Source organism: Kitasatospora sp. NPDC036993 (assembly GCF_055607525.1).
Map to the genome: position 1 here is coordinate 91,139 of NZ_JBVJRP010000005.1, position 26,708 is coordinate 117,846.

A 26,708-nucleotide genomic window follows, 5' to 3' on the forward strand; every position below is an offset into this window, starting at 1 on the left:
GTGCTGCTGCTCCCGCTACTCCGGGAGGCGCAGGCCCAGGTTCTTGACGCGCGGCGTGACCTTCTCGCGCCACAGATCGCAGGCCTCTCCGTTGGTGGTCTGGCGCAGCCCGAAGCGGACGGCCAGCTTGGCGCGTTCGGAGCGCGGGCTGCCGAAGATCCGGACGAAGGTCGGCCACAGCCGGTCCAGGGCCTCCTGGAGCTGCTCGCGGCCGTCGTCGGTGGCGGCGAGGTTGCGGCAGACCCGGGCGCCGTGGGCGATGTGCACCTTCTCGTCGAGAATGATCGTGCGCACCGCGTCCGCCCAGGGCCGGTAACTGCTCTGCGCGAATTCGGAGATCATCACCATGGCGGTCTCCTCTCCGATGTAGGAGAAGATTCCGCGCTCGGCCCAGGTGGTGCAGTTGTGGAACTCCTGGGCGCGGAACAGGTTCCGCTCGGCCAGGGTCTGCGACTCCATGTAGGTGGTGTCCACGCCGATCTCGGCGAGGACCCGCTTTCCGATCTTGTAGTGGTCGTACTCCTCGGCGGCGCGCTCGGCGCACACCTGCCGCTCCTCGGCGTCGGGAGCCAGCGGCAGGAAGACCTGCACGTAGTCGTCCCCGCCGGAGAGTTCCCCCTCGGTGTTGACGACCATGCCGCGGATCGCGATCTCCCGGTACTCCTCCGGCATCGCCAGGAACTCGCCGGGAGTACGGACCACCACCGCCTCGTCGTCCAGGATGGAAATCCCCATGACGCAACACCCCGTTTCCGAAGCAGGAATCGATAGAAACGTGAACGACCGGGGGCCGCTCCGCCGCGGCCCTCCGTGACGACCACAGGAATGGGACGCCGCCCCCGGCGGCCTGCGGAGTCCGGCACTCCGCGAACTTCCTCGGAGCGTAGGGGCTGGTTTTTGCAAGGAACAAGGTCCCTGGCGAATCATGCCGCCCCGATTCGGCCATCGAACGCTTCCGGCCGCCCGGTGACGATCTTCCCGACATCCTCCGGACATGCGCAATTATCCTTCCCGTAACGGATCTTGACGGCTGACCAGGGGAATCGAAGCTGGCCGGATCCAGGCCTGGACCGCGCCCGGCGCACCGCCGGACCGACCGTTACGCTGAGGCCCATGACCACCGACTCGAACACGGCGGTCGCCACCGTCGACGTCCTGCTGGGCCCCGATCAGCTCAATGACCTGATCATCGGTCAGTTTCCCGACTACACCGCCTGCCGGGTCGTGGAGGCGGACGGCCGCACCCTGACCATGGCGGTGGACGGCGACCTCCTGCGCACCCGTCCGGGCGGCACCGTCTCGGGCCCGGAGCAGGCCGGCCTGTGCGACCTGGCCGCGTTCCTCCTGATCAACTCCCGGCTCGGGCCCACCCTGATGGCGCTGACCAGTTCCCTTCAGATCAGCTTCCTCAGCCGGCCGCGGCCGGGAACGCTGCGGGTGCACGCCAGGACGGCCAAGTTCGGGCGCCGGCTGTGCGTGGTGCTGGCCGAACTGCTGGACGCCGACGAGGCCTTGGTGGCCACCGCCACGCTGACCTACGCGATCCCGCCGGCCCGCACCGGGACGGCCTGACGGCGCCTCTCACACGTCACCCCGTCCTGGGTCGCCAATCGGCCAGGTTGGCGTGAAACATGACAGCGAGTCGGCCGGACGGTGGCCTTTCGGACAGTAAGCGATCTCGGCATTGATCTCCCCTCCACTCCCCCTCTACATTTCGGCGCAATATCACACGGAACTGCCATGACAGCGTGCCGAGGGGATTGACGGTGCAGGACACCACAGTTGAAGCACCGCACCGGGTCGAGAACAAGCTCCCCCGGGTGTTCTACCGGCTGGCGGCGGGCGATGCCCTGTCCACCTACGGGAGCCAGCTCAACATGGTCGCCCTGAGCCTGTTCGCGTACGAGGCCTCGGGAAACGCGCTCGGCACCGCCGGGTTCCTGGTCCTGCGGCTGACCGGCGGCTTCAGCGGCGGGCTGGTCGCCGGGCGCCTGGTGTCCCGGCTGGAGCGCCGGCGGCTGATGACGGCATGCTCCCTGGCCCAGGCGGTGGCGCTGGTCGTGGTGGCCCTCGCCCCCACCTCGGCGCGCATCCCGGTGCTCTACCCGCTCGCCCTGGTCCTCGGCGGCGCGGCCGCGGTGAACGCCGTCGCGCTGCGGACCAGCATCCCCGAGATGGTCGGCTCCGGACGCCGGGCCCACGCCAACAGCCTGATGGCGACCTGCCGTTCGACCGCGATGGTGATGGGCTTCGCCTCCGCCGGCGTGGTGGTGGCCTGGTCCGGGTTCCGCGCGGCGCTGCTCATCGACGCGACCAGCTTCGTGCTGTACGCGGCGCTGGTGATCCGGCTGCCGCTGCCCACCCGGGCCGCGCCCGCCGAGGTCGCGGAACCGGACGGATCCGCGGCCAAGCCGGAAGGGCCCGCGGCCGCGCCGAAGCGTTTCGGACAACGGTGGCAGGCCCTGGTCGTCCTGCGGGCCGCGCCCGTGGTGGGCGCCATGGCCGGAATCAGGCTGCTGGACGCCTTCGGCTCGGCCGCCCACAACATCAGCCTGCCGGTCTTCGCCAACGAGTCCTCCCCCGGCAACCCGGCCGCCCTGCTCGGCACCTTCTGGGCCACCTGGGCGATCGGCAACCTGAGCGCCCAGCAGCTGGTCACCCGGCTCATGCTGCGCCGGGGCATCGAGCCCGGCGAACGCGGCTTCGCGCTGGGCACCATCCTGATGTCCGCCTCCTTCATCCTGGTCTTCACCGACCTCCCGCTGCCGCTCTTCCTGCTGGTCGCGATCTGCGCCGGACTCGGCGACGGCTTCACCGAGATCTCGTACACCACCCGCATCCAGGCCCTGACCGACGACCGGCGCGGCCAGGCCTTCGGCATCCTCACCTCCGCCGAGAACGTCGGCATGGGCACCGGGATGCTGCTGAGCGGATCGCTGCTGGCGCTGCTCAGCCCGCTCACCGTGGTCGGCGTCTCGCACGCCGTCCCGATCGTGCTGGCGCTCGCCTTCCTGGTGCTGATCGCCCGGACCCGCCGCTCCCTGGGCTCCCCGGCGCCGAACGCCACCGCGTCCGACTGAACGGCCCGGCACCGGACGCCACCGCGTCCGGCCGCCCCCGTTCCGAACGAGTCACCGAACAAGTCACCGCCCGAGTCACCGCCCGAGTCACCGAACGGCCCGCACCACTTCGCGGTACCCCCGCGCCGTACGCGACACCCCTCCGCTCCCACCTCCCTGCCCCGGGGCGGCCCTCTCCCGCGCCCCTGCACCGATCCGAAAGGTGCCGAACCTCATGAGCCCCACCGGTCCCGACCACGGCCGGCTGCGCGCCCTGGAAGCCCGGCTGCTGCTCCATCCCGAGATCGCCGACTGCGCGCTGCTGCCCCTCCACCGCGACAGCGGCCGTCCCGGCCTGCTCGCCTACCTGGTGCCCGCCGCCGACGGCGATCCCGAGGCCCTGCGCCGCCGGGCCGCCGCCGTGCTGCTGGACGCCGACCCGAGCGCCGAGCTGCACCTCCTGGACGGCATCGTCCGTACCCCCGAGGGCGAGCCCGACCCGGCCGCCCTGGCCGCCGCGCTCGCCCGGCCGCCCGCCGGCCCCGGCCCCGCCCTCCGCCACCTGAGCGAACTCACCGAGCACTGGCGGCCGTTCGGGGAGGCGTCGGCACCACCCGGAGCCGCCCCCGAGCAGCCCGCCGCCGCGCCCGCGGGCCCCGGCGTCGAGGCCGTCGGCATCCCGCTGCCCGCGCCCGCGCCGGACGCGCCCCGGACCCTGCCCGCGGCACTGCTGCGCGCCGCCGAGCTGCACCCCGACCGCGGCCTGCACCTGGTCAGGGCGGACGGCGGCACGACCCGTGTGACGTACCGCCTGCTGCTCGCCCGCTCCCGGGAGATCCTGGCCACCCTGGCCGCCGCCGGGCTGCGGGCCGGGGACCGGGTGATCCTCCAGCTGCCGGACCCGGAGTTCTACTTCCCGACCCTGTGGGCCTGCCTGCTGGGCGGGATGCAGCCGGTCACGGTGGCCCGCCCGCCGGACTACCACGAGCGCAACCCCGTCCTGGAGAAGCTCTGGGCCGCCTGGCAGACCCTGGAGGAGCCGCCGGTACTCGCCTGCGGTCCCGCGGTGGACGGCCTCGGGCGGCTCGGGGAGCTGTACCCGGCGCCCGGCCTGCGGGTGATCGCGGTCGACCGGCCCGCCGAGAGCGACCTGGCACCCACCCCCGACCAGGCGCCCGCCGCCCGGGAGCACGCCGCCGCCCCCGCCGACGTCGCGATCCTCCAGCTGTCCTCCGGCAGCACCGGACGCTCCAAGGCGGTGCAGATCACCCACCGCGGCATCCTGGAGTACGTGGCCGGCGCCGTCGCCCACGGCTGCGACCCGGCCGACACCACCGTCAACTGGCTGCCCCTGGACCACGTCGCCGGGCTGCTGATGTTCCACCTGCGCGACGTGGTGCTGGCCGCCGACCAGGTGCAGGTGCCCACCGAGCTGGTGCTCGCCGACCCGCTGATCTGGCTGGACGCGCTGGAGCGCCACCGGGCGGCGCACTCCTGGTCGCCCAACTTCGGCTTCCGGCTGGTCGCCGAGGCGGTCAGGGCCGCCGGGCCCGGCCGCCACTGGGACCTGTCCGCGCTCAAGTCGCTGATCAACGCCGGGGAGCAGTGCACCGAGGCGGTGCTGGACGAGTTCCTGGCCACCACCGCCCCGTTCGGCGTCCGCCCCGAACACCTGCTGCTCGGCTGGGGCATGGCCGAGACCTGCACGGTGATCACCTACAAGCGCTACCACGAGGACGGCGCCCGCCGCCTGGTGCGCACCGACTCGCTGACCGGCCGGCTGGAGCCCGCCGACCCGGACTCGGCCGAGCGCGGAACCGGCTTCCTCAGCATGGGACGGCCCGCGCCCGGCTCCCGGATGCGGGTGGCCGACGACGAGGGACGGGCGCTGCCCGAGCACTGGGTCGGCCGGCTCCAGGTGCACTCGGGCCGGGTGACCCCCGGCTACCTGAACAACCCGGCCGCCAACCAGGAGGCCTTCGTCGGCGACGACTGGTTCGACACCGGGGACCTGGCCTTCCTGGCCGACGGCGAGGTGATCCTCACCGGCCGTCGCAAGGAGATCATCATCGTCAACGGCGTCCACTACTTCTGCCACGAGCTGGAGGACGTGGTCGCCTCGGTGGCGGGGGTGCGCTCCGGGCACGTCGCGGCCTTCGGGGTGCCGGACGAACGCACCGGCACCGAGCAGCTGGTGATCGCCTACGTCCCCGCCGACCCGGACGCCCCCGCGGCGCCCGTCGCCGCCGAGGTGCGGCAGCTGCTGGCGGCCCGCCGGCAGCCCGCGCCCGCCCTGGTGCTCCCCGTCCCGGCGGCCGACTTCCCGCGCACCACCAGCGGCAAGATCCAGCGCACCGCGCTGCGCCTCCGGCTGCTGGGCGGCGAACTCGACGAGCACATCGTGGCGTTGGACCTGGCCGAGGCCAACTCCAGGACCCTGCCCGACTGCGTGCGGCAGCTCGCCTGGGAGCCGCGCCCGGTTCCCGGGGCCCCGGCGGCCCCACTGGCCGAGGAATCGATCCTGCTGCTCGGGCCCACCGGCCCCGGCACCCTCACCGGGGCCCTGGCCGCCGCCCTGCCGAACGCCTCGGTGCTGGACCAGCCGCCGACCGCCGACCCCGAGGACTGGCTGCGAGTCCTCGGCGAGCGGACGGCCGACCGGCTGGTCTACCTGTGGAGCGCGACCGCCGACGAGGCGGCCACCCCGGCCCACGAGGCGCTGCTCGCCCTGCTGCGGACGCTCCCGACCCTGACGCCCGTCCGCGAACTGGTCACCGTCAGCACCGGACTGCACGCCGTGCTCCCCGGTGAACTCCCCCGGCCGCGGGCGGCCCTGACCGCCGCGCTGACCGCCGGAGCACGCGCCGAGCACCTGGTGCCCGAGGCCCGGCACGTCGACCTCCCGGACGGCGCACCGGCCGCCGACCAGGCCGCCGCACTGCTCGCCCTGCTGGCCGCACCGCGCCCCGAGCCGGAGTGCGCCTGGCGTGCCGGCCGCCCCTGGGTCCCCCGGCTGGCACCGGCCGAGAACGGCCCCGGACCGGACGGGGCCGGCTGCTCCGTACTCAGCCCCGGCGCCCGCTACCTGGTCACCGGCGGCCTCGGCGGGATCGCCGCCGAGCTGCTGCCCGGACTGCTCCGCGACCACGGCTGCCGGCTGCTGATCGTCGGCCGCAGCGACCTGGACGCCCCGACCGCCGAGGCGGCCGAGCGCCGCGCCGCACTGCGCCGGCTGGCCGCCCAGGGCGGCCGGGTCAGCTATCGCCAGGCCGATGTGACGGACAGCCGGCAGCTCGCCGAGGCGGTCGCCGAGGCCGAGCGGGAGTGGCAGGCGCCGCTGGACGGCGTGCTCCACCTGGCCGGCGCCTACCGGCTCGGGCTGCTCTCCGACACCGGCACCGAGGACTGGCGCGACGCCGTCCGGACCAAGACCGAGGGCACCGACCACCTCGTCGAGCTGGTCCGGCAACGGCCCGGCGCGCAGCTCGTCGCCTTCTCCTCGATGATCGGCATCCAGGAGGCGGTCGGCTCCACCGCGTACGCCGCCGCCAACCGGTACCTGGAGAGCGCCGTCGAACGGCTGCGCCGGGAGACCGGCGCTCCGGCCTGGACGATCTCCTGGGGCCTGTGGACCGGGGTCGGCATGAACCGCGACACCGAGAACGAGCGGGCCGCCGCCGGTCGGGGCATCGCGGTGCTGAGCGCCGCGCACGGCCGCCGGATTGCCACCCTGCTGCTGGCCGGCGCCCCCGGCCACCGGTACGCCGGGCCCGACCCGGTCTCGCCCGCCGCCCGGCGCCGCCTGCTCGCCACCGCGCCGCGCCCGGTCGTCGCCGCCGCCGCACCTTCCGCGTCGGCATCCTCCACCACGGCATCCTCCACCACGGCGTCTTCCACCGCGGCGTCTTCCATCACGGCGCCGGGGACCGGGCCCGCCGTACGGCCCGTCGCCGCACCGGCCGGCGGCCCCGTCGACCCCGGGCTGCGCAGGCTGGTCCTGGACGCCTTCGAATCGGTCCTCGACACCCCGCTCGACCCGGGCCGTCCGCTCGCCGAACTCGGCATCGGCTCCCTCCAGTTGATGCGGGTGCACGGAGCCCTCGCCGCCGCGCTGCCGACACCCCCCGCGCCCACCGAGCTGTTCCGCCACCCCACCGTGGACGCCCTGGTCGCGTACCTGGCCGCCGGGCCCGTCACCGCCGCCGCCCCCCTCGCCCCCGCGGCCGCGGGCCCCGGCGACGACCGCCGGGTGGCGATCGTCGGCCTGGCCCTGCGCCTGCCCGGCGCCGACACCCCCGAGCAGTACTGGCGGAACATCGTCGAGGGCGTCCGCAGCACCACCCGGTTCACCGAGGAGGAGCTGGCCGATGCCGGACTGCGCCCCGAGGAGTACCGCCACCCGGACTTCGTCCCGGTCACCGGGGCGCTCACCGGCATCGACCACTTCGACGCCGAGGCGTTCGGCATCAGCGGCACCGAGGCCGCCCTGATGGACCCGCAGCAGCGCCTGCTGCTGGAGATCTGCCGGCAGGCGCTGGAGGACGGCGGGTACGACGCGCCCGACACGGACCGCAGGATCGGGGTCTTCGCCGGCACCGGGATGACCCTGTACGCGCTGCGCAACTACTACCAGCACACCCTGGCCGCCACCGCCGACCCGGCCGAACCGGTGGCCGCCCTCCAGACCGCGATCGGCAACCAGGCGGACTTCGCCGCCACCCGGGTCGCGTACCGGCTGGGCCTGACCGGCCCGGCGATCGGCGTGCAGACGGCCTGCTCCACCTCGCTGGTCGCGGTGCACCTGGCGGTGCAGTCGCTGCTGGCCGGCGACTGCGAGCTGGCCCTGGCCGGCGCCGCCGCCCTGCACGTCCCGCAGGCCGCCGGCTACCGCTACGAGGAGGGCTCGATCCTCTCCCCCGACGGCGCCTGCCGGGCCTTCGACGCCGAGGCCGGCGGCACCGTCGGCGGCAACGGCGTCGCGGCCGTCCTGCTCAAGCGCCTGGACCGGGCACTCGCGGACGGCGACACCGTGCACGGGGTCATCCTCGGGTCGGCCGTCAACAACGACGGCGGACGCAAGGTCGGCTACACCGCGCCCAGCGTGGACGGACAGGCGGCCGTGGTCGGCCGGGCCCTGGACCTGGCGGGCGTGCCCGCCGAGAGCATCGGCTACGTCGAGGCACACGGCACCGGCACCCCGCTCGGCGACCCGATCGAGTTCCGGGGCCTGGCCCAGGCGTACCGCGCCAGGACCGAGGCCGCCGGGTTCTGCTCGCTCGGCTCGGTGAAGCCCAACATCGGCCACCTGGACACCTGCGCCGGGATGGCGGGCCTGATCAAGGCGCTGCTGGTACTGCGGCACGGCACCATCCCGCCGCTGGTGAACTTCAGCCGGCCCAACCCCGCCCTGGAACTGGCCGACAGCCCGTTCCTGCTCGCCGCCGAACGCCGGGACTGGCCCGCCGGGCCCACCCCGCGCCGGGCCGGGGTCAGCGCGCTGGGCGTCGGCGGCACCAACGCCCACCTGGTGCTGGAGCAGGCCCCGGCCGCCGCGGAGGCGGTGCCCGCCTCACGCCCCGCCCCGACCGTGCTGCCGCTGTCGGCCCGCACCGAGCACGGCCTGCGCGAGCTGGCCGCCCTGCTCCGCGACCGCCTCGACGCCGAACCCGCCCTCGCCCCCGGCGACCTGCCGCTCACCCTCGGCGCCGGCCGGCGCGCGCTGCGCCACCGGCTGGCCGTCACCGGACCGGACCCGGCCGCCCTGCGCAAGGCCCTGGACGCCTACCTCGCGGGCCGGCCCACCGCCGGCGCGGCCCACCGCGAGACGGGGCGCGCCGAGGTCCTGCCGGTGCTGCTCTTCACCGGCCAGGGCGCCCAGTACCGCGGCATGGCGGCCGAACTCCACCGCTCCTTCCCGGTCTTCCGCGCCGTCCTGGACGAGTGCGACCGGCTGCACCGCGAGGCCTGGGGCGAGCCGCTGCTGCCGCTGCTGCTCGACGCCGCGCCGCAGGGCACGGAGGACGTCTGGACCACCGAGGCGGCGCAGCCCGCCCTGTTCGCCCTCCAGGCGGCCTACCTGCGGCTCTGGCAGGAGCTCGGGATCCGGCCCGCCGCGGTCGCCGGGCACAGCGCCGGGGAGTACGCGGCCTTCCACGCGGCCGGCGCGCTCGACCTGGCCGACGGGATGTTCCTGACCGCGCTGCGCGGCCGGCTGATGCACCGGCTGACCGAGCCGGGCGCCATGACGGTCGTCTCGGCCGGGCTCGACCGGCTCAGCGGGCTCGGCGACCGGCTGCCCGGGGTGGAGCTCGCCGTGGTCAACGGCCGGGGCCAGTGCGTGCTGGCCGGCCCGCCGCGCGAGATCGCCGCCGCCGAGGCGGTGCTGGCCGCCGACGGGATCTCCACCGAGCGGCTGGCCACCGACCGGGCCTTCCACTCCCGCCTGCTCGACCCGGTGCTCGACCCCTTCCGCGACCAGCTGGCCCGGCTGCGCCTGCGGCCGCTGGCCGTACCGCTGGTCAGCAACCTCGGCGGCGAGGTGCTGGCGCCGGGGACCGTCCCGACGCCCGAGTACTTCGTCCGGCAGACCCGGGAGACCGCCAGGTTCGACCAGGTGCTCGCCGCCCTGGACGGGCTCGGCCACGAGCTCTTCCTGGAGATCGGCCCGCACCCGACGCTGACCGGCATGGGCCGCCGGGAGCTGCCGGAGCGCCACTTCGTCGCCGGCGGCCGGCGCGGCGCCTCGCCGGAGCAGCAGTTCGACGCCGCCGCGGCCGCGCTGTGGTCGCACGGCGTCCCGCTCGACTGGGCGGGCTTCGCCGCCGCCCGGGACTGGCCGGACGGGCCGGCCCGCCGCGTCCCCCTGCCGACCACCGTCTTCCAACGCCGCCGCCACTGGTTCACCGCCCCTGCCAGGACCACCCCCGAGGACCCCGCCATGCGCCAGGACCCACCCCAGCAGAACGATCCGGCCGCAGCGCCGGTCGCCGAGCCGGCCGCCGAGCCGACGTCGGGGCCGAGCCCCGAGGAGCTGGCCGAGCAGGCCGTCCTGCGGCAGGTCGTCGAGCAGACGGCCCGCCAGCTCGGCTTCGACGAGGACTCGGTCGGGACGGACGAGCCGTTCTTCGACCTGGGCGCCGACTCGCTCTCGATGATCAACATGATCCGGGACCTGGAGCGCGCGTTCCGGGTGCGGGTGTCGATGCGCGAGCTGTTCGAGGCGGCGGACACCCCGGCCCGGCTGGCCGGGCTGATCGCCTCCCGGCTGGAGCCGGCGGTGCTGGCCACGCTGCTGCCGGCCGCCGAGCCGGAGCCCGTGGCCGTCCCCGAGCCCGTGGCCGCGCCCGCCCCGGTGCCGGTCGCGGCCGAGGCGCAGGCTCCGGTCCCGGTCGCCCAGGTCACCCCGGTGGCCCCGGTGGCCCCGGTTCCGGCCCCGGCCCTCCAGCTGCCCGCCCCGGCGCCCCAGCCCGTACTGCCGGTGCCCGCCGCCCCGGCGGCCGCCACCGCGCTCCCGCCGGTGACCGACGGCACCGGCCTGATCGAGCGCCAGCTCGCACTGCTCGGCCAGTTCTCCGACCTGATGCGCGACCAGCTCGGCCTGCTGGCCGGCGGTGCGCCCGTCCTCCCCGCGGCCCCGGTGCCCGCGGCGCTGCCCCCGGCGGCCGTCCAGGCCACCGCCCCGGCTCCGACGCCCGTCGCCGCCCCCGCCGCCGAGGCGCCCGCCGCCGCTCCGGCCCCGGCCGCCCCGCAGGTGCACGGCCCCCGGGTGACGGTCTCCCGCGAGTCCGGCATGGCCTCCGGCGGCCTGACCGACCAGCAGCGCACCCACGTGGACGAGCTGGTCGCCCGCTTCACCGCCCGCACCTCCGCCTCCAAGGCGATCACCCGCCGCCACCGCCGCACCCTCGCGGACAGCCGCGCCGTGGTCGGCTTCCGCTCCGGCACCAAGGAGATGCTCTACCCGCTGGCCGCCCGCCAGGCCAGGGGCTCCCGGCTGGAGGACGTCGACGGCAACCCGTACGTCGACATCACCATGGGCTTCGGTGTGCTGCTCTTCGGCCACGAGCCCGAGTTCGTCAACGAGGCCGTCCGCGAGCACCTGTCCTCCGGTCTGCGGCTGGGCCCGCGCGGCCCGGAGACCGGCGAGGCCGCCGAGCTGCTGGCCGAGCTGACCGGCACCGAGCGGGTCGCCTTCGCCAACTCCGGCACCGAGGCGAACGCCGGGGCGATCCGGCTGGCCCGCGCGTACACCGGCCGGGACAAGATCGTCATGTTCGAGGGCTCCTACCACGGCCACTTCGACCACACCCTGGGCCGCACCCTGGGCCGCGGCGCCGACCGGGAGACCGTCCCGGTGTCGATCGGCATCCCCGGCAGCGCCGTCGCCGACCTGCTGGTGCTGCGGTACGGCGATCCGGAGAGCCTCAAGGTCATCGAGGAGCACGGCGACCGGATCGCCGCCGTCCTGGTCGAGCCGGTGCAGAGCCGCCACCCCGGCCGCCAGCCTGCCGACTTCGTCCGCTCGCTGCGCGAACTCACCGCCAAGCTCGGCATCGTGCTGGTCTTCGACCAGATGCTCACCGGCTTCCGCCCCCACCTGCGCGGCGCCGAGGGCTTCTGGGGCGTCACCCCGGACATGTCCACCTACGGCAAGGTGCTGGGCGGCGGCTACCCGATCGGCGCGATCGCCGGCCGGGCCGACATCCTGGACGGGATCGACGGCGGGCACTGGGACTACGGGGACGACAGCTACCCACCCAAGGACACCACCTTCTTCGGCGGCACCTACATCCAGCACCCGCTGGCGATGACCGCCGCGGGCGCGGTGCTGCGCCACCTCAAGGCGGCGGGCCCCGGCCTCCAGGAGCGGCTGAACGCCCGCACCGACATGCTGGCCACGACGCTGAACGGCTTCTTCGAGGAGGAGGAGTTCCCGCTGCGGCTGGCCCACTTCGGCTCGCTCTTCCGGTTCGAGCCCAGGGCCGACATGGAGCTGCTCTTCCCGCACCTGCTGACCCGCGGGGTCTACGTGTGGGAGTGGCGCAACTTCTTCCTCTCCACCGCCCACACCGACGGCGACGTGGAGTTCGTGATCGACGCGGTCCGCGAGTCGCTGCGCGACCTGCGGCGCGGCGGCTTCTTCCCGGCCTCCCCCGGCGTGCGGCTGCCCGCCCCGCGCCCGGCCGCCGAACTCCCGGCGACCGCCGAAGCCGTCCGCACCGAGACCGTCGCGACCACGTACCAGCCGGTCAGCGACCCGCAGCGGCCGGTCGACTTCAGCCTCTACTTCTTCGGCGACTACCCGCTGGACTCCCCCGAGGACGAGAAGTACCGCATCGTCCTGGAGAGCGCCCGGTTCGCCGACCGGCACGACTTCCACTCCGTCTGGCTGCCCGAACGGCACTTCCACTCCTTCGGCGGCATCTTCCCCAACCCCTCGGTGCTGGCCGCCGCGCTCGCCCGGGAGACCAGCCGGATCCGGCTGAACGCGGGCTGCGCCGTGCTGCCGCTGCACCACCCGGTGCGGGTCGCCGAGGAGTGGTCGGTGGTCGACAACCTGTCCGGCGGCCGGGTCGGCCTGGGCTGCGCCAGCGGCTGGCACCCCAACGACTTCCTGTTCTTCCCCGACCGCTACGGCAGCCACAAGGAGCTGATGCACCGGCAGATCGACACCGTCCGGGCGCTGTGGCGCGGCGAGCCGTACCAGGGCCGCAACGGCAACGGCGAGCCGATCGAGGTGACCCTGCACCCCCGCCCGCTCCAGGACCTGCCGCCGATGTTCACCGCGATCGTCGGCAACCCGGACAGCTTCCGCGAGGCGGCCAGGCACGACCTCGGCGTCATCACCAACCTGATGACCCAGGACATCGCGCAGCTGGCCGAGAACGTCGCGATCTACCGGCGCACCCGGGCCGAGCACGGGCTCGACCCGGAGGCGGGCCGGGTGGTCGTCCTGGTCCACACCTACCTGGGCACCGACCTGGCCACCGCGCGCGAGCAGGCCTACCGGCCGTTCTGCCACTACCTGCGCTCCTCGCTGTCGCTGTTCGGGCAGATGGCCAACAGCCTCGGCCTGACCCTGGACTTCGAGAACGCCCGTGAGGACGACCTGGAGTTCGTGCTGGAGCGCGCGTACGAGCGCTACTGCGCCTCCCGCGCGCTGATCGGCACGCCCGAGAGCGTCCAGGGCGTGCTGTCCGAGCTGCGGGCGGCCGGCGCCGACGAGATCGCCGCCTTCGTGGACTTCGGGCTCTCCCCGGACCTGGTGGCGTCCGGCCTGCCGCAGCTCGACGCCCTGCGCCGGGACACCCTGCGCGGCGCCCAGCTGTCCTACGCCCAGCAGCGGATGTGGTTCCTGCACCGGATGCTGCCCGACGGCGGACAGTACAACGAGATCAAGGCGATCGCCCTGGACGGTCCGCTCGACCCGCGGGCCCTGGACACCGCGCTGCGCGGGCTGATCCAGCGCCACGTCGCGCTGCGCACCGTCTTCCGGGAGCAGGACGGTCAGCCGTTCCAGCAGGTGCTGGCGCCGCCCGCGGGGCCGGTGCTGGAGCGGGTCACGGCCGACGGCGCCTCGCCGGACCCGGTGGCCGACCTGGTCACCGCCGAGGGCGAGCACCGCTTCGACCTGGCCGAGGGCCCGCTGTTCCGGGCCCTGCTGCTGGAGCGGGCGGCCGACCGGCACGTCCTGGTCCTGTCGATGCACCACATCGTGATCGACACCCTGTCCACCGAGGTGATCACCCGCGAGCTGGGCGAGCTGTACCAGGCCGCCAGGGAGGACCGCGCCGCCCGGCTGCCGGTGCTGGCCACCGGACCGGCCGCCGAGGCCGCCAGGGAGCGGGCCAGGGTGGCCGCCGGCGAGTACGACGAGAGCCTCGCGTACTGGCGCAAGGTGTTCAGCGGCGACCTGCCGGTGCTGACCCTGCCCACCGACCGGCCGCGCCCCACGGTGCCGGACGGCCGGGGCCGCGCCTACGTCCACCACCTGCCCGCCGAACTCGCCGACGGACTGCGGCAGTTGGCCCGCTCGCGGCGCTCCACCCTGTTCATGGTGCTGCTGACCGCCTTCGCCGGCGTGCTCCAGCGGTACGCCGGCCAGGACGAGATCGTGGTGGGCACCCCGGTGGCCAACCGGGCCGAGGGCACCGAGGACCTGATCGGGTTCTTCGTCAACACGCTGGCGCTGCGCCTGGACCTGTCCGGCGAACCGGACTTCGCCGAGGCCCTGGGCCGGGTCCGCTCCACCGCGCTGGACGCCTACGAGCACCAGCAGCTGCCCTTCGAGGTCCTGGTGCAGGAGCTCAACCCGCAGCGCGACACCAGCCGCAACCCGCTCTTCCAGGTCATGGTCGAGTTCGAGAACCACGCGGTCTTCGAGCTGGACCTGCCCGGGGTGACGGCCCGCCCGCTGGACCACGTCGCGGACCGCTCCGCGTTCGACCTGACGCTCTTCCTGACCAGCCTGCCCGACGGCATCCGCTGCCACGTCGAGTACGCCGAGGCGCTGTTCGACCGGGCCACCGTCGACCGGCTGGTCGGCGCCTTCGAGCGGCTGCTGACCGCCGCCGTCGCCGACCCCGAGCGCCCGCTCGCCGAACTCACCGCCGTACCCGCCGACCAGGCCGACGAGGCCCTGGAGAGCGAACCGGTCCTGACCGAGACCCCCGAGCACCCGCTGGCCGTCGTCGCCGCGACCGCGTCCGAGCGACTCGACCAGACCGCGGTGGTCGCCGCCGACGGCACCGAGACCGACTACCGGACGGTGCTGGCCAGGGCCGAGGAACTGGCCGGCCGGCTGCTGGCGGCCGGCGTCCGGGAGGGCGACCTGGTGGCCGTGCTGCTGCCCCGCTCGGTGGACCTGGTGGCCTCGCTGCTCGCCATCCTGCGGCTCGGCGCCGTCCACGTGCCGATCGACGTCCTCCAGGGCCCGGAGCGCTGCCGGCTGATCGCCGCCGACAGCGACCCCGTCGTCGTGCTCACCACCTCGGAGGCCGACCCGGCGCAGTTCGGCCTGACCGCCCCGACGGTGCTCACCGACGTCCCGACCACGGACGCCGGCCCCGTCGCCCTGCCCCCGCTGCCCGTCCCCTCGGCGCAGGCGCCCGCGTACCTGCTGTACACCTCAGGGTCCACCGGCCGGCCCAAGGGCGTGCTGATGCACTCGCTCGGCCTGGCCCACTTCGTGGCCTGGAACATCGCCGGGCACAACGCGGCCCGCACCCTCCAGTACGCCTCCTGCGGCTTCGACGTCAGCGTCCAGGAGATCCTGACCACGCTCGCCACCGGCGGCACCCTGCTGCTGATCGAGGAGGAGACCCGCTACGACGTGACCGCCCTGGCCGCCGTGGTCCGGGCCACCAGGGCCGAACGGGTCCACATGCCGTACACCCCGCTGAACGCCCTGGTCGACGCGCTCGGCGAGGAGCCGGCGCCCCACCTGCGGGAGCTCATCTCGGGCGGCGAGCAGGTGCTGGTCAACCCCGGCATCCGGGCGTTCCTGCGCCGCAACCCCGGCTCCCGGCTGTTCAACCACTACGGCCCGACCGAGACCCACGCGATGACGGCCTGCGAGATCGACCCGGAGTCCACCGAGTACGCGCCGATCGGCCGCCCCACCCCGGGCAGCCGGGTCGTCATCCTGGACGCCGCAGGGCGCCGGGTGCCGCCGGGAGCGATCGGTGAGATCCACGTCCGGGGCGTCCAGGTCGGCATCGGCTACCTCAACCGTGACGCGGAGAGCGCCGCCGTCTTCACGGACACCCCCGAAGGCCGCAGCTACCGCACCGGCGACCTCGGCCGCTGGCGGCCGGACGGCGCCGTGGAGTACCTCGGCCGGGCCGACCGCCAGGTGAAGATCCGCGGCTACCGGGTCGAGCCCGGCGAGGTGGAGACCGTGCTGCGCAACGTGCCCGGCGTGCGCACCGCCGCGGTGGCGGCACGCCGGACCCCGGCGGGCACCGTGCTCGCCGGGTACGTCGACTGCCCGGCCGCCGACCTGCCCGTGGTCCGCGACCGGCTCGCCGAACTGCTGCCCGACTACATGGTGCCCGGGCTCTGGGCCGCCGTGGACACGCTGCCGTTCACCGTGCACGGCAAGCTGGACACCGCCGCCATGCCGGAGCCCCGCCCGCTGGGCGCGGACGAGCCCGAGGCCGCGCCGGTCACCGAGCTGGAGCGCACCGTACAGCGGCTCTGGGAGGAGGAACTCGGCCGCCCCGCGGGGGTGGAGACCTCCTTCTTCGACCTCGGCGGGCACTCGCTGGCCGCCACCAAGCTGCTGAACCGGGTCCGCGAGGCGACCGGGATGCGGATCGGCGTCCTGGACTTCTTCCGCCGCCCGACCATCCGCGCGATGGCCGCGCACGTGCCGGCCGCCGCCGAGCAGCAGGCCCCGGCGTTCGAGGAGGGCACGCTGTGACCACCACCACCGACGCCACCACCGGCACGACCCCGACGGACGAGGGCTGGAAGCGGCTCCTCCAGCTGCTCGACGAACGCGAGATCGTGCTGCGCACCACCGGCGAGCGGCTCTCCTACCTCGCCCCCGCCGGGGCGATGGACGAGGAGGTGGCCGGCCTGGTCCGGGCCCACCGCGACCGGCTGCTGACCATCCTGACGGGTGCCGGGGCCGCCGAGTCCGCCGCGCCGGCCTCGGTGGGGCAGCGGCGGATGTCCGGGACCCACGCCCGGTCGGCCGACCCCGCGGTGTGGAACGTCAGCTACCGGGTCAACGTGGGCGGGCAGCTGGACCCCCCTCGCATGGCCGCCGCGCTGACGGCGCTGATCGAACGCCACGAGAGCCTGCGGACCCGGATCCTGGACACCGAACTCGGAGTGCTCCAGCACGTGCTGCCGAGCACCCCGGTGGTCCTCCCGGTCGAGGACCTGAGCGCGCTCCCGCCCGCCGAGCGGGAGGCGGCGGTGGCCGGCGCCGTCGAAGCCGAGCTCAGCCGCCCGTTCGACCTGGCCGCACCCCCGCTGGTGCGGACCCGTCTGCTGCGGGAGCCGGCGGACGGGTGGGTGCTGCTGCTGACGATCCACCACATCGCGATCGACGGCTGGTCGATGGCCACCGTGCTGACCGACCTGGCGGAGCTCTACCGCACCGGAAGGCCGCTGCCGGAAGAGCCTGCGCGGATGACCGACTACGCCTGCTGGCAGCTGACCGTGGTCAACCGGGCCGGCATCGAGGCGGCCACCGACCACTGGGTCGAGGCCCTCGGCGAGGACCCGCTGGCGATGGACCTGCCCACCGACCGGCCGCGCCCCGAGCGGCGCTCCGGGCGCGGCGACACCCTCGAACTGCGGCTCCCCGCGGTGCTGGCGGACGCGATCGGGCAGTACGCCGCCGCCCGCTCCACCACCGCCTCCGCCGTGATCGTGGCCGCGTGCGCCCGGCTGCTCTGCTCGATCGGCGGGGCACCGCAGGCCCTGGTCCTGCTCTCCAACGCCAACCGCACCCGGCCGGTCGACGAGGGGGTGGTCGGCCTGCTCACCGGCGGCCTGCCGATCCTGGTGCGCACCGAGGATGCCGACGGGTTCGGGGACCTGGTCGACCGGGCCGGGCGGGCGATCGCTTCCGCCCTCGACCACGCCGTCGTACCGTTCGGCCTGCTGGTCCCCTCCCTGCGCGAGCGCGGCGTGCAACTGCCCCCCACGTACCCGGAGTTCCAGCTCGCCGTGCAGAGCACCCCGCCCATCGCCCTGGACCTCCCCGGGCTGACCACCGAACTCATCGACATACCGGGCACCTCGGCCCGCGGCGACTTCGTCCTCGCCCTCACCCCCGAAGCCGACGGCTACGCGGGCCTGGTCGAGTACGACACCGACCTCTTCGACGAGAGCACGGTCCGGTCCTGGCTGGATACCCTGGCCACCGACCTGGCAGGGGAGCTGGGGGTCCCGCTGCCCTGACCCGACGGTCCCCGGCGGGCGGTGCGCCGCCCGCCGGGGACCGCGAGCCCAGGATTCGACCCACGGCCCGGGCAGCGAGCGCGCCCACCCCGGGGCCCGCACCACCTGACTGCCCGTCGGCCCGGCCGTCGCGGCACCGGGCCGGGAGAAATCCGGTGGTCACGGCCGCACTGCCGATGGTAGACATGTGACATGTTACAAGGCGCTCTCATCACCCTCCGGGCCCGTCACGATGCCGACCTGCCGGTGCTCCAGTCCGAGTTGTACGACGACGTGGCCACGCGCTCGCGGGCCGACTCCCGGCCCTGGCGGCCCCTTCCGCCCGGCTCCGCGCACTCCCCGTACGTGGCCACCGGGCCGTCCGACGAGGCCGCGTGCTTCTCCGTGGTCGAGACGGCCTCCGGGGAGCTGGCCGGCGAGGCGATCCTGTGGGGCATCGACAGCCACAACCGCAGCGCCCACCTGGGCGTCGCCCTGCTGCCCGGCCACCGGGGCCGCGGGTTCGCGCCCGACGTCCTGCGGGTGCTCTGCCACTACGCCTTCCCGGTCCTCGGCCTGCACCGCGTGCAGTTGGAGACGCTCGCGGACAACGCCCCGATGCTCCGGGCCGCGGGCCGGGCCGGATTCACCGTCGAGGGCCGGTTGCGCGGTGCGGCCTGGGCGGACGGGAGCTTCGTGGACCAGGTGGTGCTCGGACTGCTGGTCGAGGAGTGGCAGCGCTGAACCGGGTGCGGCGCTGAAGCAGATGCGGCGCTGAACCGGGTGCGGTCCGGGCCGGCACCCGGCGCACCGGCGCCGTCGGCGAGGGCCAAGTTTATGACGGATCGTCAGGTCCGGGAAGGGCGCGTACGGCCGAGGGCCCCCGGAGAGGTCAGCGGTCCAGGCGCAGCAGGCGGCGCACCCGGGGCCGGTGCGAGGCGTCGACCAGGAAGCCGGCCGCCGTCAGCAGCCAGGCGGCCACCCCGATCCACAGCAGCACCCGGCCGAGCGGGTCCAGCCAGTCGACCCCCGTCGCCGTCCCGGCGACCAGGGCGGCGACGGCGGTCATGCCGAGCGGGAAGACGGTGGCCCAGCGGCGCACGTCGTAGGCCGGGCGCGGGCTGCGCAGCTCCGCCGCCAGGAGGACGGCGTAGCCGGCGAGCGCCAGGCCGAGCAGCACCCAGGTGGCGGTGCGCAGGGCGTCGCGGAGGCCGGGCGTCCAGTCCGGCAGGGCGGTGAGCTTGCCGGCGGCGAGGGCCGAGATGGACAGTGCCCCGGCGATCACCCACTGGTCGCCGGCCCCGGTGAGGATCTGGCGGAGGTCGAAGCGGACCAGGGCGCCGAGGTAGAGCACGAGGCCGAGGCAGAAGAAGGCGAGCGCGGCGGGTGCCAGCCGGTCGGGTCCGCCGGCCGCGGCGACGGTGGCGGCCAGGACGGCGAGCGACTGGGTGGAGACGCAGACCAGGAAGACGGCCCCGGGCATGCCGCGCCCCCAGTGGCGCACCACGGAGGCCAGCAGGAACGGCCAGACCAGGACGGCGAGGGCGAGCAGCCCGAGGGCGACGCCCTGTTCGCCGAGCAGCGAGATCCGGGTGCCGAGGACGCCGGTGGAGGCGACGGCGGTGAGGGCGGGCGGGGTCGCGGCCTTGAGCGTCCAGTCGGTGCGGGTGTTCAGCAGGGTCAGGGCGAAGGCCGCGGCGAGCAGCACCCAGAGGCCGGCGGCGAGGGCCAGCAGGACGGCGGAGAGCACCTCGCGCCCGGCCAGGTGGAGGCCGACGGACAGGATTCCGGTGGCCATCACCGCCGCCCCGGCCGCGGGCGGGACGGTGGTCCACCATCCGTTCGGGGTGTTCTGCCGCGTGCCCCGGGGGCTGGTCACAGAGTTCATGTGCCCATTCGAGCGGAACTCCTGACGGGGAGCCAGGGCCGCCACGCCGGTACCGCCGTTGTGGCGATTCGTCTGCTTCGACCGCATAACTTGGTCCCCGGTCGATCCGTGGTCAGCAGTGGTCAGGAGTCCGTCATGGCTGAGTCGCCGCCCGAACCGTCCGAACCGCCCGAGTCGCCCGAACCGCCTGAACCGCCTGAACCGGCGGAGCCGGGCGCGCTCCTGTTGCGGGCCGGACGGTTCTTCCGCCCGGGGAGGGCCTCCGCCGACCTGCACCGGGTGGAGGTCGAGGGCGGCCGGGAGGGCGACGTCTTCTACCGCGACCGGTGGAGCCACGACAAGGTCGTGCACTCCACCCACGGGGTCAACTGCACCGGGTCGTGCCGCTGGAAGGTGTACGTCAAGGACGGCATCATCACCTGGGAGACCCAGGCGACGGACTACCCGTCGGTGGGCCCCGACAGCCCCGAGTACGAGCCGCGCGGCTGTCCGCGCGGGGCGGCGTTCTCCTGGTACACCTACTCGCCGAGCCGGGTGCGCTACCCGTACGTACGCGGTGTGCTGCTGGAGCTGTTCCGCGAGGCGAAGGCCAGGCTCGGGGACCCGGTGCTGGCCTGGGCGGACCTCCAGGCCGATCCGGAGCGCCGTCGCCGCTACCAGCGGGCGCGCGGCAAGGGCGGTCTGGTGCGGGCGAGTTGGGACGAGGCGGTGGAGATCGTGGCCGCCGCCCAGGTGCACACCATCAAGGCGTACGGCCCCGACCGGATCGCCGGCTTCTCCCCGATCCCGGCGATGTCGATGGTCTCCCACGCGGCCGGCGCCCGCTACCACAGCCTGATCGGCGCGCCGATGCTGTCCTTCTACGACTGGTACGCGGACCTCCCGGTGGCCTCCCCCCAGGTGTTCGGCGACCAGACCGACGTGCCGGAGTCCGGCGACTGGTGGGACGCGGCGTACCTGCTGATGTGGGGGTCCAACGTGCCGGTCACCCGGACGCCGGACGCCCACTGGATGGCCGAGGCCCGCTACCGGGGGCAGAAGGTCGTGGTGGTGGCGCCCGACTACGCCGACAACGCGAAGTTCGCCGACGAGTGGCTGCACCCCCACCCGGGCACCGACGCCGCACTGGCGATCGGCATGGGGCACGTGCTGCTCAGGGAGTTCTTCGTCGACCGCGAGGTGCCCTTCTTCACCGACTACGTCCGGCGGTTCACCGACCTGCCGTTCCTGGTCACCCTCGCCGAGCGGGACGGCGGGTACGTGCCGCACAAGTTCCTCCGGGCCGCCGACCTCGGCGACGGGGGCGAGGGCGCGGCCTGGAAGACGGTGGTGCTGGACGAGGCCACCGACGGCCCCGCCGTGCCCGGCGGCTCGCTGGGCTTCCGCTGGACGGAGTCCGGCAAGGGCCGCTGGAACCTCGACCTCGACGGCCTGCGGCCCGCCCTGTCCCTGCACGGGCGCGGGGGCGAGGCGGTCGAGGTGCTGCTGCCGCGCTTCGACACCGAGGGCGGCGAGCACGGCCAGGGGCGCGGCGAGGTGCTGCGCCGGGGCGTCCCGGCCCGCCGGCTCGGCGGTGCGGACGGCCCGCTGGTGACCACCGTCTTCGACCTCCTGCTCGCCCAGTACGGCGTCGCCCGCCCGGGCCTGCCCGGTGTCTGGCCGACCGGCTACGAGGACGCCGAGGCGCCGGGCACCCCGGCCTGGCAGCAGCGGCACACCTCGGTGCCGGCCGCGGCCTGCGCCCGGATCGCCCGCGAGTTCGCCACCACCGCGGAGAAGTCCCGGGGCCGCTGCGTGATCCTGATGGGCGCGGGCACCAACCACTGGTTCCACTCCGAGACGATCTACCGCTCCTTCCTGGCGCTGCTCCAGCTGACCGGCTGCCAGGGCCGCAACGGCGGCGGCTGGGCGCACTACGTCGGGCAGGAGAAGTGCCGGCCCTCCACCGGCTGGGCGACGCTCGCCGGGGCCGCCGACTGGTCCCGCCCGCCCCGGCAGGCGATCGGCACCGGCTGGTTCTTCCTGCACACCGACCAGTGGCGCTACGACCACTTCAGGGCCGACGTGCTCGCATCCCCGCTGGGCTCCGGCGCCTTCCGGGGGATGACCGGCGCCGACTGCCTGGCCCAGGCCGCCCGCACCGGCTGGATGCCCTCGTACCCGACCTTCGACCGCAACCCGCTGGACCTCGGCGACGGAGCGGACCCGGTCGCCGCCGCGGTGGCCGAACTGCGGGCCGGGACGCTGAAGTTCGCGGGAGAGGACCCGGACGCCCCGGAGAACTGGCCCCGGGTGCTCACCCTGTGGCGCTCCAACCTGTTCGGCTCCTCAGCGAAGGGCGCCGAGTACTTCACCCGGCACCTGCTCGGCACCCACTCCGGCCTGCGCGCCGCCGAGGCCCCCGAGCCGGTGCGGCCGCGCGACGTGCGCTGGCGCGAGGAGGCCCCGGAGGGCAAGCTCGACCTGCTGCTCTCGCTGGACTTCCGGATGACCTCCTCCACCCTGCTGTCGGACATCACCCTCCCGGCCGCCACCTGGTACGAGAAGCACGACCTGTCCAGTACCGACATGCACCCCTTCGTCCACGCCTTCGCCCCCGCCATCGACCCGCCCTGGCAGGCCAGGACCGACTTCGACGCCTTCCACGCCATCGCCCGGCGGTTCAGCGAACTGGCCGTCACCCACCTCGGCACCCGCCGCGACCTGGTCGCCACCGCGCTCCAGCACGACACCCCCGGCGAGACCGCCCAGCCCGGCGGCACCGCCCCGGACTGGCGCGCCGGGGACTGCGAGCCCGTGCCCGGGCGCACCCTGCCCAGCCTCACCGTGGTCGAGCGCGACTACCCCGCGGTCGCGGCGAAGATGGCGGCCCTCGGCCCGCTCGCCGAACGGCTCGGGCTGCCCGCCAAGGGCATCGCGCTGCACCCGGACGACGAGATCGCCGCCCTGGCGGCGGCCAACGGCACCGCCCGCGGCGGGCCGGCGGACGGCCGCCCGCTGCTGGACACCGCCGTCAAGGCCGCCGACGCGATCCTCGCGCTGTCCGGCACCACCAACGGCCGCCTCGCCGTCCAGGGCTTCCACACCCTGGAGCAGCGCACCGGGCAGCCGATGGCGCAGCTCGCGGCCGAGCACGAGGGCAGGCGGGTCGCCTACGCGGACACCAGTGCCGCGCCCGTCCCGGTGATCACCTCGCCGGAGTGGTCGGGCAGCGAGGCGGGCGGGCGGCGGTACACCGCGTTCACGCTCAACACCGAGCACCTCAAGCCCTGGCACACCCTGACCGGCCGCCAGCACTTCTTCCTCGACCACGACTGGATCCACGAGCTGGGCGAGGCCCTGCCGGTGTACCGTCCGCCGCTGGACATGCACCGGCTGTTCGGCGAACCCGTGCTCGGCCCGGACGGGCAGCACGAGGTGACGGTCCGCTACCTGACCCCGCACAACAAGTGGTCCATCCACTCCGAGTACCAGGACAACTGGTTCATGCTCTCGCTCTCCCGCGGCGGCCAGCTGATCTGGATGAGCGACCACGACGCCGCCGCCGTCGGCGTCGCCGACAACGACTGGGTGGAGGCGGTCAACCGCAACGGCACCGTCGTCGCCCGGGCCGTGGTCTCGCACCGGATGCCGCGCGGCACGGTGTACATGCACCACGCCCAGGACCGCACCGTCAACGTCCCCAGGACGGAGCGGGAGGGCCGGCGCGGCGGCACCCACAACTCGCTCACCCGGATCCTCCTCAAGCCCACCCATCTGATCGGCGGGTACGCCCAGCTGTCCTGGGGCTTCAACTACCTGGGCCCGACCGGCAACCAGCGCGACGAGGTCACCGTGATCCGCCGCCGCTCCCAGGAGGTGCAGTACTGATGCGTGTCATGGCGCAGGTCGCGATGGTGATGAACCTCGACAAGTGCATCGGCTGCCACACCTGTTCGGTCACCTGCAAGCAGACCTGGACCACCCGCTCCGGCGTCGAGTACGTCTGGTTCAACAACGTGGAGACCCGCCCCGGCCAGGGCTACCCGCGCCGCTGGCAGGACCAGGAGCGCTGGAAGGGCGGCTGGCGGCTCAACCGCCGCGGCCGGCTCACCCTGACCTCCGGCGGCCGGGTCGAGCGGCTGGCCAGGATCTTCGCCAACCCGGTGCTGCCGACCGTCAAGGACTACTACGAGCCCTGGACGTACGACTACAACAAGCTCACCGACGCCCCGCTCGGCGACGACTACCCGGTGGCCACGCCCCGCTCGCTGCTCTCCGCCAAGCCGATGAAGATCGAGTGGAGCTCCAACTGGGACGACAACCTCGGCGGCCTGCCCGAGCACGCCGACGAGGACCCGATGGTCGCCCTGGTGCGCCGGCAGGCCGAGGAGAAGGTGCGGTTCGCCTTCGAGGAGAGCTTCATGTTCTACCTCCCGCGGATCTGCGAGCACTGCCTCAACCCCTCCTGCGTCGCCTCCTGCCCGTCCGGGGCGATGTACAAGCGCGCGGAGGACGGCATCGTCCTGGTCGACCAGGACCAGTGCCGCGGCTGGCGGCAGTGCGTCACCGCCTGCCCGTACAAGAAGGTCTACTTCAACCACCGCACCGGCAAGGCCGAGAAGTGCACCTTCTGCTACCCGCGGATCGAGGTCGGCCTGCCGACCGTCTGCTCGGAGACCTGCGTCGGCCGGCTGCGCTACCTCGGGGTGCTGCTGTACGACGCCGACAAGGTCACCGCCGCCGCCTCCGTCCACGACGAACGGGACCTCTATGAGGCTCAGTTGGGCGTCTTCCTGGATCCGGCCGACCCGGCGGTGCGGGCCGCCGCCGAGCGCGACGGCATCGCCCACGACTGGATCGAGGCGGCCCTGCGCTCCCCGGTGCACGCCCTGGTCTCGCGCTTCCGGGTCGCGCTGCCGCTGCACCCGGAGTTCCGCACCCTGCCGATGGTCTGGTACGTCCCGCCGCTCTCCCCCGTGGTCGAGGCGCTCACCGCCACCGGCTTCGACGGCGAGGACGCCGGCAACCTCTTCGGCGCCATCGACGCGCTGCGCATCCCGGTCGAGTACCTGGCCGGCCTGTTCACCGCGGGCGACCCGGAGCCCGTCCGGGCGGCCCTCGGCCGGCTCGCCGCCATGCGCACCCACCAGCGCGCCCGCAACCTCGGCGAGGTGCCCGACCCGGCCGGGCCCGGCGCCGTCGGGCTGACGGCGGAGGACGTCGAGGAGCTGTACCGGCTGCTGGCGATCGCCAAGTACGAGGACCGGTACGTCGTCCCGACCGCCGCCCTGCCCGACGCCCGGGCGCTGGAGGAGTCGGCCGTCCCCACCGAGTGCGCCGTCGGGCACCAGGACGCCCCGGGCGGCAGCGGACCGTTCGGCGAGAACTCCGGCCGCCGGGCCCTGCCGATGGTCTCGCTGGAGTCCTTCCACGCGCTGCGCCGCCGCCAGCGCGCCGACCACGAGGAGGACGCCCGGTGACGCTCCGGGGACGACTGACGACCGGCCGCGCCCACCGCCGCGCCGTGGTCCGCCAGGCCGCCGCGCTCTGCCTGGTCCACCCGGACGCCGAGCTGTACGAGCGGCTGCCGCTGCTGCGCGAGGCCGTCACCGGCCCCGCGGCCGACGGGCTGCGGCGCTTCCTCGACCACGCCGAGCGGGTCGGCCCGGCCGCCCTGGCCGAGCACTACGTCGAGGTCTTCGACTTCACCGACCGGCACAGCCTCTACCTGAGCTGGTGGACCGACGGCGACACCCGGCGCCGCGGTGCCGCCCTGCTCCGGTTCCGCGAGGCCTACCGGCGCCACGGCCTGGACCAGGCCGGCGGCGAACTGCCGGACTACCTCCCGGTCGTGCTGGAGTTCGCCGCCGCCACCCGCACCGACGACCTGCTGCGCGAACACCGGCCCGGGCTGGAACTGCTGCGCCTGGCCCTGCTGGAGGCCGGCACCCCCTACGCCGGCCCGCTCGCAGCCGTCTGCGCCACCCTGCCGGGCCCCCGCCCCGCCGACCGCGCCCAGGCGCTCGCCCTCGCCCGCTCGGGCCCGCCCCGCGAGGAGGTCGGCACCGGAGCCCGACTGCCGCCGTACGGACAGCTGCCGCCGTACGGACACCTGCACCAGCTCCCCGTGATCGCCGGAGACCGCTGATGAACACCTTCCTGTGGGGCGCGCTGCCCTACCTCGCCTTCGCCTCCCTCGTCCTCGGGCTGCTCTGGCGCCACCGCTACGACCGGTTCGGCTGGACCACCCGCTCCAGCGAGGTGTACGAGTCCCGGCTGCTCAACTGGGCCTCCCCCGCCTTCCACTACGGCATCCTGTTCGTCCTCGCCGGGCACCTGCTCGGCCTGTTCGTCCCCGCGGGCTGGACGGACGCCCTCGGCGTCGACGAGCACGCCTACCACCTGCTGTCGCTGATCGGCGGGACCGTCGCCGGCGTCCTCGCGGTGGCGGGCCTGGCCACCCTGCTCTACCGCCGGCGCACCAACACGCCCGTCTTCCGGGCCACCACCCGCAACGACAAGGCGATGTACCTGCTGCTCTTCGGCGAGATCTGCCTCGGCCTGTACGCCAAGCTCGCCACCTCCGACCTCAGCGGGGGCTACGACTACCGCGCCACCATCGCCCCCTGGGCCCGGAGCCTGTTCACCCTGCGGCCCGACACCGGTTTGTGGGACACCGTCCCGGCCGTCTTCCAGGCCCACGCCGTGCTCGGCATGCTGGTGATCGCCGTCGTCCCGTACACCCGGCTGGTGCACATGTTCAGCGCTCCGTGGTTCTACCTGTTCCGTCCGTACCTCGTCTACCGCGACCGGCCCGCCGGGCGGCCGGCCGAACGCCCGGCGCGCCGCGGCTGGGAGGGCATCGACACCTGAGCGGAGTC

The 26,708-nt window shown here is 74.5% G+C and carries 11 protein-coding genes; 9 read left to right on the forward strand and 2 right to left on the reverse strand.

Translation table 11 applies throughout. From position 1 onward, the window contains the following. Positions 1 to 15: 15 nt before the first annotated feature. The gene (locus ACZ7C5_RS12155) at positions 16 to 735 is read right to left on the reverse strand and encodes a Phenylacetic acid catabolic protein (RefSeq protein ID WP_401081634.1); all 720 of its coding nucleotides are present in this window, start codon (positions 733 to 735) and stop codon (positions 16 to 18) included. Between the two features lie 378 nt (positions 736 to 1,113). On the opposite strand from ACZ7C5_RS12155, the gene ACZ7C5_RS12160 reads away from it, so the two are divergent. The 5 genes from ACZ7C5_RS12160 to ACZ7C5_RS12180 all read left to right on the forward strand — a co-directional run bounded on the left by ACZ7C5_RS12160 (position 1,114) and on the right by ACZ7C5_RS12180 (position 18,701). Then, positions 1,114 to 1,572 carry a PaaI family thioesterase gene (locus tag ACZ7C5_RS12160; RefSeq protein ID WP_401081637.1) on the forward strand — a complete coding sequence of 153 codons (459 nt, stop codon included), beginning with the start codon at positions 1,114 to 1,116 and terminating at the stop codon, positions 1,570 to 1,572. 176 nt (positions 1,573 to 1,748) lie between these two features. Beyond that, complete coding sequence (locus ACZ7C5_RS12165) at positions 1,749 to 3,080, forward strand: MFS transporter (RefSeq protein WP_401081640.1); 1,332 nt, start codon at positions 1,749 to 1,751, stop codon at positions 3,078 to 3,080. A 214-nt stretch (positions 3,081 to 3,294) separates the two neighbouring features. Further along, positions 3,295 to 16,482 (forward strand): MupA/Atu3671 family FMN-dependent luciferase-like monooxygenase, encoded by a 13,188-nt coding sequence (locus tag ACZ7C5_RS12170; protein ID WP_470322504.1) that lies wholly within the window; start codon positions 3,295 to 3,297, stop codon positions 16,480 to 16,482. Next, positions 16,479 to 17,978 (forward strand): condensation domain-containing protein, encoded by a 1,500-nt coding sequence (locus tag ACZ7C5_RS12175; RefSeq protein WP_470322505.1) that lies wholly within the window; start codon positions 16,479 to 16,481, stop codon positions 17,976 to 17,978. The genes ACZ7C5_RS12170 and ACZ7C5_RS12175 overlap by 4 nt, the downstream gene beginning before the upstream one ends. 192 nt (positions 17,979 to 18,170) lie before the next feature. Then, positions 18,171 to 18,701 (forward strand): GNAT family N-acetyltransferase, encoded by a 531-nt coding sequence (locus tag ACZ7C5_RS12180; RefSeq protein ID WP_470322506.1) that lies wholly within the window; start codon positions 18,171 to 18,173, stop codon positions 18,699 to 18,701. A 148-nt stretch (positions 18,702 to 18,849) separates the two neighbouring features. On the opposite strand, the gene ACZ7C5_RS12185 is transcribed toward ACZ7C5_RS12180, so the two are convergent. Then, on the reverse strand, positions 18,850 to 19,845 hold the full coding sequence (locus ACZ7C5_RS12185; RefSeq protein ID WP_470322507.1) for a tellurite resistance/C4-dicarboxylate transporter family protein: 996 nt from the start codon (positions 19,843 to 19,845) through the stop codon (positions 18,850 to 18,852). Between the two features lie 135 nt (positions 19,846 to 19,980). Here ACZ7C5_RS12185 and ACZ7C5_RS12190 point away from each other — a divergent pair, with 135 nt between their 5' ends. From ACZ7C5_RS12190 to narI, 4 genes are read left to right on the forward strand one after another with little or no spacing between them, the layout of a single operon-like run. Beyond that, on the forward strand, positions 19,981 to 23,715 hold the full coding sequence (locus tag ACZ7C5_RS12190) for a nitrate reductase subunit alpha (RefSeq protein ID WP_470322508.1): 3,735 nt from the start codon (positions 19,981 to 19,983) through the stop codon (positions 23,713 to 23,715). Continuing rightward, positions 23,715 to 25,307, forward strand: coding sequence for a nitrate reductase subunit beta (gene narH, locus ACZ7C5_RS12195; protein ID WP_401081658.1), 1,593 nt, complete (start codon positions 23,715 to 23,717; stop codon positions 25,305 to 25,307). The genes ACZ7C5_RS12190 and narH overlap by 1 nt, the downstream gene beginning before the upstream one ends. Then, positions 25,304 to 25,975, forward strand: coding sequence for a nitrate reductase molybdenum cofactor assembly chaperone (narJ, locus tag ACZ7C5_RS12200; RefSeq protein ID WP_401081661.1), 672 nt, complete (start codon positions 25,304 to 25,306; stop codon positions 25,973 to 25,975). The genes narH and narJ overlap by 4 nt, the downstream gene beginning before the upstream one ends. After that, entirely contained in the window at positions 25,975 to 26,700 is a 726-nt protein-coding gene (gene narI, locus ACZ7C5_RS12205) for a respiratory nitrate reductase subunit gamma (protein WP_401081664.1), read from the forward strand. Before narJ ends, narI begins: the two co-directional genes overlap by 1 nt. The last annotated feature ends 8 nt before the right edge of the window (positions 26,701 to 26,708 follow it).